Origin of the sequence: Nitratidesulfovibrio oxamicus, from assembly GCF_015731765.1 — a bacterium.
Lineage (GTDB): Bacteria > Desulfobacterota > Desulfovibrionia > Desulfovibrionales > Desulfovibrionaceae > Cupidesulfovibrio > Cupidesulfovibrio oxamicus.
In genome coordinates this window covers 1-11,406 of the sequence record NZ_VRYY01000750.1, presented here as the reverse complement: position 1 = coordinate 11,406, position 11,406 = coordinate 1, and the positions used below count along the sequence as shown (strand labels likewise).

Annotated in this window: 9 protein-coding genes and 1 pseudogene; 1 reads left to right on the top strand and 9 read right to left on the bottom strand. The window is 67.9% G+C overall.

Annotated elements, in window-relative coordinates; all coding sequences use genetic code 11:
- From FVW20_RS18160 to ehuB, 8 genes and pseudogenes are all read right to left on the bottom strand, one after another.
- Positions 1-181: pseudogene (locus FVW20_RS18160) on the bottom strand (hypothetical protein); the annotation flags it as partial.
- Complete coding sequence (locus FVW20_RS18155; protein ID WP_307831651.1) at positions 178-801, bottom strand: 4Fe-4S dicluster domain-containing protein; 624 nt, start codon at positions 799-801, stop codon at positions 178-180. The gene FVW20_RS18155 and the pseudogene FVW20_RS18160, both read right to left, overlap by 4 nt.
- Position 802: 1 nt before the next feature.
- Entirely contained in the window at positions 803-1,093 is a 291-nt protein-coding gene (locus FVW20_RS18150; RefSeq protein WP_196610681.1) for a chaperone NapD, read from the bottom strand.
- Positions 1,094-1,198: 105 nt separating this feature from the next.
- A complete protein-coding gene (locus FVW20_RS18145; RefSeq protein ID WP_196610680.1) occupies positions 1,199-3,466 on the bottom strand; it encodes a nitrate reductase in 2,268 nt (755 codons plus the stop codon).
- Positions 3,467-3,487: 21 nt separating this feature from the next.
- A complete protein-coding gene (locus tag FVW20_RS18140) occupies positions 3,488-3,997 on the bottom strand; it encodes a hypothetical protein (RefSeq protein WP_231039251.1) in 510 nt (169 codons plus the stop codon).
- Positions 3,994-4,566 (bottom strand): cytochrome c3 family protein, encoded by a 573-nt coding sequence (locus tag FVW20_RS18135; RefSeq protein ID WP_231039250.1) that lies wholly within the window; start codon positions 4,564-4,566, stop codon positions 3,994-3,996. Before FVW20_RS18135 ends, FVW20_RS18140 begins: the two co-directional genes overlap by 4 nt.
- Positions 4,567-5,065: 499 nt before the next feature.
- Positions 5,066-8,554, bottom strand: coding sequence for a PAS domain-containing hybrid sensor histidine kinase/response regulator (locus FVW20_RS18130; protein ID WP_196610678.1), 3,489 nt, complete (start codon positions 8,552-8,554; stop codon positions 5,066-5,068).
- 123 nt (positions 8,555-8,677) lie between these two features.
- A complete protein-coding gene (gene ehuB / locus FVW20_RS18125; RefSeq protein WP_196610677.1) occupies positions 8,678-9,583 on the bottom strand; it encodes an ectoine/hydroxyectoine ABC transporter substrate-binding protein EhuB in 906 nt (301 codons plus the stop codon).
- 281 nt (positions 9,584-9,864) lie between these two features.
- Between ehuB and FVW20_RS18120 the strand changes: the two genes are divergently transcribed.
- On the top strand, positions 9,865-10,629 hold the full coding sequence (locus tag FVW20_RS18120; RefSeq protein WP_196610676.1) for a tetratricopeptide repeat protein: 765 nt from the start codon (positions 9,865-9,867) through the stop codon (positions 10,627-10,629).
- 205 nt (positions 10,630-10,834) lie between these two features.
- On the opposite strand, the gene FVW20_RS18115 is transcribed toward FVW20_RS18120, so the two are convergent.
- The coding region (locus FVW20_RS18115) for an NAD(P)/FAD-dependent oxidoreductase (protein WP_504739167.1) at positions 10,835-11,406 on the bottom strand (572 nt) is incomplete at its 5' end.

Here is an 11,406-nt window from a genome sequence, read left to right as displayed (position 1 = left end):
CTGCTGCCAGCACCTGTGCGGCGGCCAGCGGGTCGGCCAGCGGCAGGCCCCATGCCTCCAGCGAGAACAGCGTGCCGGACACGCCGTGGAACCCCTTGCGGTTCAGCCAGGGCAGCGCCGCGAACAGGACCAGCACGGCCCATTGCACGGGGCGTCGCCAGCGTGCGTGCCACGGTTTCATGCCGGGTTCCCTCCGTGTCCGGGCGCGGCGTCGGTGGCGTCAGCCCCGCCTGCCGCCATCCCGTGCCCGGCGGTTTCATCCATGCTTGATGCCGTCCTGCGTCCTGCGTTGGGGCGCACCACGATGGCGTCCACCGGGCAGACGTGCTCGCATACCCCGCAGCCCACGCAGGCATCGGCAACGGCGGGGATGTCGCCGCCTTCCAGCACCATGGCCGTACCGCGCAACGGGCATTTGTCGTAGCAGGTGCGGCACAGCACCGTGCCCACCCAGTTGTGGCAGCGGTTCTTGAGCAGCACGGCCATGCCCATGTCCGCCCGGGCCATGTCGCGCACCGGTCGCAGCGCGCCTGAAGGGCACACCGGCGGGCACTTCATGCACAGCCAGCAGGGGATGGACCTGGCGTGGATGTACGGTGTGTTGCGCGCCTGGCCCAGGAGTCCGGCCATGCGCCCGGCGGCCATGCGGATGGACCCGTACGGGCAGGCTTCCGCGCATTTGCCGCAGTGGATGCACCGGGCGCGGAACTCCGCCTCGGCCCGTGCGCCCGGTGGCCGCAAAAGGCCGGACGCTGGAGACAGCGCGCCGCTCCCCTCCGGCTGCTTGGAGGAAGCGGGCACCTCAGGCGCTCCGGTGCTTGCGTTCCCACGGGGGACACTTGATGGCTCCGCCGTCGGCCAGTTCATCCTCGTAGGTCAGGTAGGCCAAGTCCACCGACAGCACCCCGTCCCACGCCGCCAGCCGCTTGAACTCCTGTTCCATGCGGTCCGACGCGGCCTCCAGCACCGCCACCAGCCGCCCCGGGATCTCGGCCCGGTGTACCTCGGAAATGCCCGGGTCCACCGACAGCCGCGTCCATACCGCTTCCGCCGTGTCCACGTCGGTCTGCACCAGAATGCCTGCTATGGCCATCGTGGCCTCCTTGGAATGTTGACTGGGGAGTGAGGCGCCGGGGAGGGAACCCTTAACGGCTGCCGCAAGGGGCCCCTCCCCCGCATTGCTTCCTCTGCCGGCCCCCTACGCCTTGCGTATCCGCGCCGCGCAGATCTTGTATTCCGGCTCGCGCGAGATGGGGTCTGTCGCGTCCAGGAACAGCTTGTTGACCAGCTTTTCCCGGTCAAAGAACGGCACGGCGATGAGCCCGGTGCGGCACACGTCGCTGACGCGCGCGGGCAGGGTCAGCTTGTCGCGCCGGGTTTCCACAACGCAGGCGTCGCCGTGGGCGATGCCGAGGTTCTTGGCGTCGTCGCCGTTGATCTCCACGAAAGCGGACGGGTTGGCCTTTTGCAGTTCCGGCACCTTCCCTGTCATGGTGGCGGTGTGCCAGTGGTCGATGACGCGCATGGAGGTCAGGTACAGGGGGTAGTCGGCGTCGGGTTCTTCCGCCGCGCCCTGGTAGGGGCGCATCCACAGGGCGGCCTTGCCGTCGGGCCTGCCGTAGAAGAAGAACTTGTCCGGATGGTCGGCGGGCACGATGGGGTCTTCACCGCGCACGTAGCGCAGCCGGGTGCCGGGGTGCTTTTCGTCCGGGCAGGGCCAGATGAGGCCCGATTCCTTGCGCAGCCGTTCGCGGGTCATGCCGTAGAAGTTGTAGGTGGTGCCCTTGCTGACGGTGCGCCATTCCTCCCACACGTCGGCGGCGTTGCGGAAGTTGACCAGCTTGGGGTCGACGCCCATGCGCCTGGCGAACTCCACCAGGGTGTTCACGGTGGGGCGGCAGCCCTGCGGCGGCTCCACGGCCTTTTCGATGAGCGAGTAGCGGCGCTCGCCGCAGCCGTACACGCCGTCACGCTCGCACCAGAAGGCCGGGGCCAGCACCAGGTCGGCGTAGCGCAGGGTGACGGCGTCGGGGAAGGCCTCGATGACCGCAATGAACGAGTCCGGGTGGCTCATGGCCTTGTGGACCTTGTTCAGGTTGGGCAGCGTGTGGGCGGGGTTGGTCTCGCAGATCAGCAGGGCCTTCACGTCGCCCTTGCCCAGCGCCTCGAACATGGCCACGGTGTGATAGCCGGGGTCGGGCGAGATCGTGCCTTCGGGCACGCCCCACAGCTGTTCCATTTCGGCGCGGTGCTTGGGGTTGGCGATGACGCGGCCCGCAGGCAGGAGGTGCGAGAGCGCGCCCGCGTCGCGCACGCCGCCGCAGGCGTTGGGCTGGCCGGTCAGCGAGAAGGAGGTGGCGCCGGGGCGGCATATCTGCCCGCTGATCAGGTGCAGGTTGTGGATCAGGTTGTTGGCCCACACCCCGCGGACCCGCTGGTTGATGCCCATGCACCACAGCGACATGGTGGCGGGCGATTCCGCGAACAGGCGTGCGGCCTGCCATATCTGCTCTTCCGGAATGTGACAGATGGCGGCGGCCTTCTCCGGCCTGTAGTCCTCCAGGAAGGCCTTGTAGTCGTCGAAGGTGCAGTCCTTGCCCTCGTTGTCCTTGAAGGCCACGTACTTGCCCCAGAAGCGGGAGTTGTCCAGTTCCTCGTGGATCATGACCCAGGCCATGGAGTTCATGAGGGCAAGGTCGGTGCCGGGGCGGAAGGCGATGTGCAGGTCGGCGATGCGCGAGGTGTTGGTGCGGCGCGGGTCGGCCACGATGATCTTGACGCCGGGCGTGGCCTGCTTGCGCCGCGCGATGCGCCGGAACAGCACGGGGTGCGCCTCCGACGTGTTGGACCCGATGATGAAGAAGCACGAGGCCTGGTCGATGTCCTCGTAGGTGCCCATGGGCTCGTCCTTGCCGAACGAAGTCACGTAGCCGCCCACGGCGGACGCCATGCACAGGCGGGGGTTGCCGTCCACGTTGTTGGTGCGCAGCCCGGCCTTGAAGATCTTGCTGGCCAGGTACGATTCCTCGGTCAGGCACTGGCCGGAGCCGTAATAGGCCACGGACTTGGGACCGTGGGTGTCGATGGCGGTGCGGAACTTCTTCGCCAGCAGGTCAAGCGCCTCGTCCCAGCCGATGGGTTCCAGCGGGCCGCCCTTGGTCTTGCGCGCCATGGGGCTGGTGACCCGGTCGGGCGAGTTCAGCACCGGAATCAGCAGCGCGCCCTTGAGGCACAGCAGGCCCTTGTTGTGGTTGTCCGGGTCGCCCTTGATGGCCACTGCCTTGCCGTTCTTCACTCCCACCAGCACACCGCAGCCGGTACCGCAGTAACGGCATACGCCCTTCACCCAGGTGTCGGGCTTGTCGTCCTGCCGGGCGGCCGATGCCGGCAGCGGCGCGCCGCTGACGGCGGCCAGCGCGGCGGACAGGGCCATGTAGCGCAGAAAGTCGCGTCTGGAGCATTCCATGGTTGTCTCCTTGTGCCGCCGCTAGTCGAGCGAGGTCTTGGTGGTGGCCTGCCGGTTGACGTAGGCGTCGCCGTGCATGGGGTTCTGGTGGTTGGGATGGCACGAGGAACAGTTGCCGCGCGTGCCGAACTTGGCTTCCATGCGGTCCATGCTGGGGGCATGGCAGCGGGCGCAGATTTCCACGCCGGGCGATCGGTTGAAGGCGATGGCGCCCTTGCCGTCGGGCTGGCCGTGGCAGGTCTGGCAGCGCACCAGGGTGATGCCGTGCTTGCCCTCGTACCAGTCCTGGGCCACGCGGGGCGTGGACTTTGCGTGGCAGCCGTAGCAGTCGCCCATCTTTTCGGGCGCATCCAGGTGTTTGGCCGCCTCGCAGCGCACGCCGGGGAAGGCCAGGCGCACGTACAGGAAGAACGCGGCCACCAGCAGGGCCGTGCCCGCCAGCACCACCACCGCGCGGTTGCGCAGCAGCGGGTGCGCCAGGATGGAGGTGGGCCGTGAGGCCGGGGTGGTTCCCGTGGGATCGGACGTCATGGACGTGCCTCCTTGAGCTTGGCGGCGAATTTGGCGTTGGCGGCAAGGCGCTGGTCGAAGCGCGGCAGGTGCGCCATGTTGCGGTGACAACCCGCGCAGCCACTGCGGGAAATACCGTTCTTGCCCTCGTAGTTTTCGTGGGCCAGGCGTCCTGTTTCGGACACGGCGCCGTCGTTCTTGGCGTTGCGGGTCAGGTCCTGGTGGCAGGCGCGGCAGTTGGCGTCATCCACGAAACGGCGCGCCATGGGCTGCATGGCGGCGCGGTCCATGTCCTCGCCTTCGCCGCCGTAGTGGGCCCAGATGTCCTTCACCCCCAGGTACGTCTTGGCGGCGACCATGCGCACAAGGCCCGTACCGGGGATGTGACATTGCGAGCACCCGATGGGTGCGCCCTTGGCGTCCTTGGCGTGGGGCGAGGCGTCCAGTTCCGTCTGGTAGACCTTCATCTCGTGGCAGGACATGCAGAACGCGGTGGTGGACGTGGCCTTCACGCCCCAGGCGCTTGCGCCGAGGGCAACCACGGCCAGGCCCACGGCCATGATCCAGAAACTTGGGGAACGGGGTGGCATGCGCATGCCTCCGGCTGAGGGTTGGGGGATTGCGAGCCCCATTGTGAAAGAATGCACAGCAAGAGGCGGGCCAGCGGGTAGGTGATCGCTAACATGCCGTAACCACGTGAGTTCACGATGAAGGAGTGCGCGGCGCAGTCATGTTTTTCGGAATTACTGTCAGTTATTTCTGAAAATTCGTGTTTTTCGTACAGGAGAGGGGGGCAGAGGAAGGGCTCGCGCACGGGGGCGGGGCGCAAGAGCAGGAGGCGGAGGGAACTGGTCGACCGCACGAGGCGTGGCCGAGGGGACCGTTGCAGGAGGGAGCGAAGGGGTGCCGTTGCGCCGCGTTGCGTCAGGTCACGTCGACCGCGTCAGGTCATGCCAGGTCACACGGACCACACAGATCGCACGGACGGCACGGATCGCACGGACGGCGCGGAGCGCAAGGGGCACAGAGGGCGCATGGGGAGCGCCAACGAACCGTGCGGCCCCCACCGGAACGGGAAGGCAAGTGGGGCTATTTCGATGAGCCGTGCCGCGCCTGCATGGCGCGCAGGATGGCCTGTCTCAGTACGCCCATCTCGACGGGTTTCGACACGTAGTCGTCCATGCCCGCATCCAGGAAGGATTCGCGGTCGCCCACCATGGCGTGGGCGGTCATGGCCACCACGGGTATGGCCGCGCGGGCGGCAAAGGCCGGGTCGGTGCGGATGACGCGGGTGGCCGTCAGTCCGTCCATGACCGGCATCTGCACGTCCATGACCACGCAGTCGAACGTGCCGTGATGCAGGGCGTCCAGCGCCTGCTGGCCGTCGGTGGTCAGGGTCACGGTCATGCCCGATTTTTCCAGCATGCGCCGTACTGCAAGCTGGTTCACGGCATCGTCCTCCACCAGCAGCACATGCAGCCCGGTCTGGTGTTCCGGCATTGCGGCATCGTCGGGGGCGGGTTCGGCATCCGGCGTTGCCGCTGCGCTTCGGGGCCTGGAGGAGCCTTTGCCGGGCTGCGCGATGCCCCTTGGCAGGGCGGAAACACCTGCATGGCGGGCGGGCATGCCCATCCCGTCGTCTTTGTTGTCCGATACGCCTTGTACGGTTGATTTGCCGGGTCCGTTAAACCCGTTAGACCCGTTGGTCCCGCTGGATCCGTTCGGCCCGCTGGTCCCGTTGGGGCCGGGAGCTCCCTGCCCGCGCGCGGGTGCCCGGTCCGCGCCGTCGGCATCCCACAGGGCGCCGAAAGGCAGCGAGATGAAGATGGTGGTGCCCGCCCCGGGGGTGCTTTCCAGCGAAAGCTCGCCGCCCATCAGGGCCACCAGCCGTCGCACGATGGACAGGCCCAGCCCCGCCCCGCCATGCCGCCGCACGTGCGAACCGTCCAACTGGCTGAAGGGCTCGAAGATGCGCTCCAGGTGCGATTCCGGAATGCCGATGCCGGTGTCGCGCACCTCCAGCAACAGTCGCAGTTGGGCGGGCCGGGGGGGCGGGGTGTTTCCCTCTGCGCCGCCAGCCGCGCCTTCTTTGGCGTTCCCGGCGGGGCGTGCAGCCGGGGGCAGGCCCAGCGGGGTCAGTTCCACGGTCACCGACCCCGTATCGGTGAACTTGATGGCGTTGCCCACCAGGTTGAAGGCGATCTGGCGCAGCCGGGCCTCGTCGCCCACCAGCCGCGCGGGCAGGCGCGGGTCCAGCCGGATGTCCAGTTCCAGTTCCTTTTCGCGCGCGGGCAGCAGGAAGATGTCGCGGATGGACCCGGCCACCCCTTCCAGCGCGAAGGGCGCGGCGCGCAGGGCCAACCTGCCCGCTTCCACCCGCGAAAGGTCCAGCACGTCGGACAGCAGTTGGGTAAGCCGCCGGGCCGAGGTGATGGCGCTGGTCAGGTAGTCCTGCTGTTCCTCGTCCAGGGGGGTGGTTTGCAGCAGTTGCAGCATGCCAAGCGCGCCGTTGAGGGGGGTGCGGATTTCGTGGCTCATGTTGGCCAGGAATTCGGATTTGGCCAGGTTGGCGGCCTCTGCCGCGACCTTTTCGCGCAGCAGGGCGGCTTCCGCCTCCTTGCGGTCCGTGATGTCCACGGCCATGCGGATCACCGCGCGGCGGCCATCGGGCAGCGAGCCGAGCGGGGCGGAGCTGAAGTCCCATACCCTGGCAGAGCCGTCGGCGCAGATGACGGGGTGTTCGCCGTCGGCCCTGCGTCCGCCAAGGGCGTACAGCGTGTCGGTATCGCTGGCGGGGTGGCCGGTGCCGCCTTCTGCGGCGGTGCCTGGCCGATCATCCGCCCGTTTGCCGGTCCCGTCGGTTTGGGCCGCGCCCGGCACCCCTTCGGGGGCCGCATCCGGTCGTGCGTCCGGTCGTGCGTCCGGTGGCGCCTTCGGCACGTGCACCGGCTCGCCGTGCATGGCCAGTTCTTCCCAGCGGGCCAGTGTGGGCACGTCGTCGGGGGTGTAGCCGGAAAGTTCGCACCAACTGCGGTTCAGGGCCAGCACGGTGCCGTCCTCGTCGTGGATCATCACCGGCACGGGCGCTTCCTCGATGGCCGCGCGGAACTGCCGCTCGCTGGCCAGCAACTGGCGGCGCGCCGCATACTTGGCGCTGACGTCGGTGAACACCAGGACCGCGCCGGTGATTTCGCCCGCCGCGTCGTGGATGGGGGCGGCACTGTCCGCGATCTGGTATTCCGCTCCGTCGCGGGCCAGCAGCAGGGTATCGTTGGTCAGTTCCACCACCTTGCCGGTGCTGACAGCCTGCGCCACCGGGTCGGGCACGGGTTCGCGCGTGCGGCCCGCCACGATGACGAACACCTCTCCGATGTGCCGCCCTTTGGCAGCGGCAAAGGGCCAGCCGGTCAGCCGTTCGGCCACCGGGTTCATCAGGGTGATGCGTCCGGCCCGGTCGGTGGCCATCACCGCATCGCCGATGGAGCGCAGGGTGACGGCCAGGTTTTCGCGGCTGGCGCGCAGGGCTTCCTCGGCCTGTCGGCGGGCGGTGATGTCGGAATGGGTGCCCACGAAACGCAGCGGCGTGCCGTCTTCCGTCAGGGACATGATCCTGCCACGGGCCAGTACCCATATGTATGCGCCGTCCTTGCGCCGCATGCGGTATTCCGACTGGTAGGTGGCGGTGGCGCCGGAAAGATGCATGTCCATGTCGGCCTGCACCCGTTGCCTGTCGTCGGGGTGGACGCGGCCTTCCCATTCGCGGGGCGAGGTGCCGATCTCGTTCTCTTCGTAGCCCAGCAGCCCCTTCCAGCGGGGGGACAGGAACACCTGGCCGGTGCTGATGTTCCAATCCCACACGCCGTCGCCGGGGCCTTCCAGGGCGAACTGCCAGCGTTCCTCGCTGTCCACCAGGGCCATTTCCGCGGCGCGGCGGCGGTCGGCGGCAATCTTGAACAGCAGGGTAAGCCCGCACAGAAAGATCATCCACAGCACGAAGACCACGCGGGTCAGACGGCTCTGGCGTTCGGCGTCCTCCACGAAACGGGAGAACACGCTGCGCTCCAGCGCATCGCCCAGCCGGTCCAGTTCGGTGAAGGCGCGGCGTTGCTCCAGCGCCAGCAGGGGGTGTTCCTCGGTCGGGGCGGAAAGCCGGGCGTTGGTGGCGCGGTTCAGGGCGCCTATGCCGTCGGCGTATATGCGCAACTGGGCCGCCAGCATTTCCGGGGCGTCCTCGTGAAAGGGCCGGATGGCCGAAATGACGGGCAGGGCGCTGTCACCGGAGGGCAGCAGTTCGTCCACGGCGTCGTAAAGCCTGCCTGCCCCCTGTTCGAAGTAGGCGCCGTGGATGCCGGGGGGAATGTTGGCATCGCCCGCCAACTGCCGCTCGGCGGCCAGCTGGCCCTTCAGCAGGTCGGCCCTGGCGATGCGCAGCGCCTTCACCACCGGCAGGAAGCCGCGCAGGCTGGCCTGCCAGCCGTGATTCACCCACAGCAGCAGGATGCCCGAGCACACCAGCGCCATGATGCCACCGGCGATGGCGATGTTGCGGCTCTGCGAGATGGCGGGGCGTCTGGTCATGCGGCGAACCCTGTGGCGGCGAACCCTGTGGAGGTGGCGGATGTGGTACGGTGGACGTGGTGTGCGGACGCGCGGGGAACAGGATTCACGCAAGCCGGGAATGCGGCGGCAGCCCGGTGCCGGTCACTGGCCGGGGCCTGGCCCGTTGCGTCCTTCCTGCCCGTGCGACGTGCCGGACACGGACCAGGGGGGCAGCGTGGAGGCATCGAAGCCGAAGGGCCGCACCAGCGCAAGGTGCTCCGGCGTGCCGATGAAGGCGCGCAACTGCTCGTTCACCCTGTCCGCAAGGTGGGCGTCCTCCTTGCGAAAGGCAAAGGCGCACAGCCCGGCCACGGACTTGCCGTCAATGACCGGCGGGGTGAAGGGGTGCGCGGCCTCCAGGTCATCAGGGTGCTGGCGGGCCAACAGTACCACCGTGGGGCCGGAAAGGGCCAGCCCGTCCACGCGGCCCCTGCGCACGGCGGTCATGCCCGCGTGCGCGTCGGCCACGGGAAACAGCCGCTCGGCGGGCATGCCCAGCAGCAGCATCTGGCGGTGCTCCACCGCACCGTCCAGCACGGCCAGGGTAACCTCGCTGCGCTCGGCAAGGGATGCATAGTCGTGCAGGCCGTGGGGGTTGCCGCGCCGCACCAGCAGCCCCTGCCCCACGGAGCTGGTGGGCAGTGAAAAGACAACGCGGACGGCCCTGTCGGGCGTGATGAACGTGCCCGCAGCTATCATGTCGATGTGCCCGGCCAGCAGGTCGGGGATCAGGGCGTTGAAATCACCGAGCACCCAGCGCACCCGCTTGATGCCCGCGCGGGCCAGCGCGGCGCGGGCCACTTCCGGGGCTTCGCCGGTCACGGTGCCTTCCGGGGTGCGGTAGGCGTATGGGGGTTCCAGGGCGTAGCCCACCCGGATGGTGCCCCCACGCCATGCGGTATCGTCCGGGGCGGGCAGTTCCAGCAGGGCGTAAAGCAGGGCCGCCACCGCGCAGGCCAGGGCGACGACGCCGAGCAGCGAGGGTGCGGTGCGGGAAAGTCTGGGCATGGGTTGCGTGTCCTGTGGCGCGCAGGGCGCCTGCCGGAGTCGGTATTGTGTTTGCTGTGCTATACACCAGCGAAGCGGAACATTATTCTTTGCCGCGGACTGGCGTGGCGTCAATCGGAGCCTGACGCACCCTTGCCGGTGTTTCCCCATGGGGAAGGTAGGGTTAGCCCGACATGTGCAGTCCGTGCGCCCGTAATGGTGTGCGGCGGCCTTGACACGGAGGATAATGCAATGCTGTATACGGAAATTAGTTGCCCGGAAGGCAGGGCGCTGGACGCGCCATGGCGCACAGCAGGGGAGTACCCGTGCACGACGAACAGTATCCTATCATACTTGGCGTGTATTCATTGCAACAGGATGCCATGGTTGGCATAGGCGGCACCGCGTCGCAGCAACGGCAGGTCACCTATTGGTATGCGCGCAAGCTGGATTCCACCATCTGCGAAGTGCAGCCGCTCAATGTGCATCATGTGCCGTCAGGAATCCGCAAGCCAATGGAAGAGCTTGAATTTCTTCGCAATTACATGCCGGAGCCGATGTATTACAAGAATCACACGGTACCCGCGCTGACTTCATTGCATCGAAAGCTGGTCGAGGGCGAGGCCTGTTTGACGGAATTGCGCCTGGACGACGCGGAAAAGGCCTTCATCAAGGCCCTGATGATCGACGACCTGAACGTAACCGCCAACTTCGGCCTGGGCGAGGTGTACGCGGAAAAGAAGGATGCGGCCCGGCTGCGGAAGGTGCTTCATGTGCTGATGGGCAGCGACGAGGCGTTTTTGATGGAGCACCGGGTGCGTTTCAACAAGTTCGGCATCAGCCTGCGCAAGAACGGGCACTTCGACGATTCGTTGCGTTTCTATCACAAGGCGCTGGAATGCCGCGAGGATGAACACCTGCATTTCAACATAGCGCGGGTGCACTTCGACAAGGGCGACACCGGAGCCTGCGTGCAGCATCTGACCAAGGCCCTGGACCTGCGGCCCGACTTTCCCGAGGCGCAACGCTTCTTGGCTTTTTGCGGCAACCAGTCCTGTTCCGGCTAGCTGGGCAGGGCGCGGCACGCGCAATCTTTCGCCAGCAACGCATGAAGGCCGCCACATGATGTGGCGGCCTTCATGCGTTGCTGGGGGGATTCTCCGCCGCGCCCATGCGCAGTGATACGCCGTTGTCCGGCTGGAGAGGGTCCAGGCAGGCCAGGTCGGGCAGGAGCGGGCCAGATCGGGACAGATCGGGCAGGATCGGGCGGGGTCAGGCCTGGCCGTCCCACGGACATTCGCCGGGGCGGACGCCATCGGGCGGCAGGTGGCTTCGCATGAATCGGGTGTCGATGGCCCGCTTGATCAGGAAGGCCAGGCGACCACCGAAACATAGTGCGCCGCCGCCCAGCGGGCGGTGCAGAACGCCAGTGCCCGCGCCGGTATCCAGCACCAGCAGATGGCCGGGGCGGGGGATGTACGGGGCAAGGAGCCGCTGGCCGGATGGCCGGGCCGCATGCGCGTCCAGGCGGATGCCCAGATTGGCGGCCAGCACCAGCCCCTGGCGTACGGCGTGCACACCCACGCGGGGCAACGGCCCCGGGGTGAACTGGATGCAGTCGCCCCCGCCGAACAGGTCCGGGTGGGCGATGGACTGAAGGTGCGCGTTCACCGCCAGCCCGCCGCCCGATCCGTCGCCTGTCCCGCCGTTTGGCCCTCCATGCGTCCCGTTGCCCGTTCGGGTGGACAGCCCCGATGCCGCGAACAGCGGCGGTGGGGCCACGCCGGTGGCCAGCAGCACCACCCGTGCGGGCAGGCTGCGCCCATCGTCCAGCAGCACGCCGT

Excerpts from the sequence above, each read along its gene's own strand:
- FVW20_RS18150 (WP_196610681.1), bottom strand. The coding sequence starts at position 1,093 with ATGGCCATAGCAGGCATTCTGGTGCAGACCGACGTGGACACGGCGGAA.
- FVW20_RS18145 (WP_196610680.1), bottom strand. The coding sequence starts at position 3,466 with ATGGAATGCTCCAGACGCGACTTTCTGCGCTACATGGCCCTGTCCGCC.
- FVW20_RS18140 (WP_231039251.1), bottom strand. The coding sequence starts at position 3,997 with ATGACGTCCGATCCCACGGGAACCACCCCGGCCTCACGGCCCACCTCC.
- FVW20_RS18135 (WP_231039250.1), bottom strand. The coding sequence starts at position 4,566 with ATGCCACCCCGTTCCCCAAGTTTCTGGATCATGGCCGTGGGCCTGGCC.
- FVW20_RS18130 (WP_196610678.1), bottom strand. The coding sequence starts at position 8,554 with ATGACCAGACGCCCCGCCATCTCGCAGAGCCGCAACATCGCCATCGCC.
- ehuB (WP_196610677.1), bottom strand. The coding sequence starts at position 9,583 with ATGCCCAGACTTTCCCGCACCGCACCCTCGCTGCTCGGCGTCGTCGCC.
- FVW20_RS18120 (WP_196610676.1), top strand. The coding sequence starts at position 9,865 with ATGGCGCACAGCAGGGGAGTACCCGTGCACGACGAACAGTATCCTATC.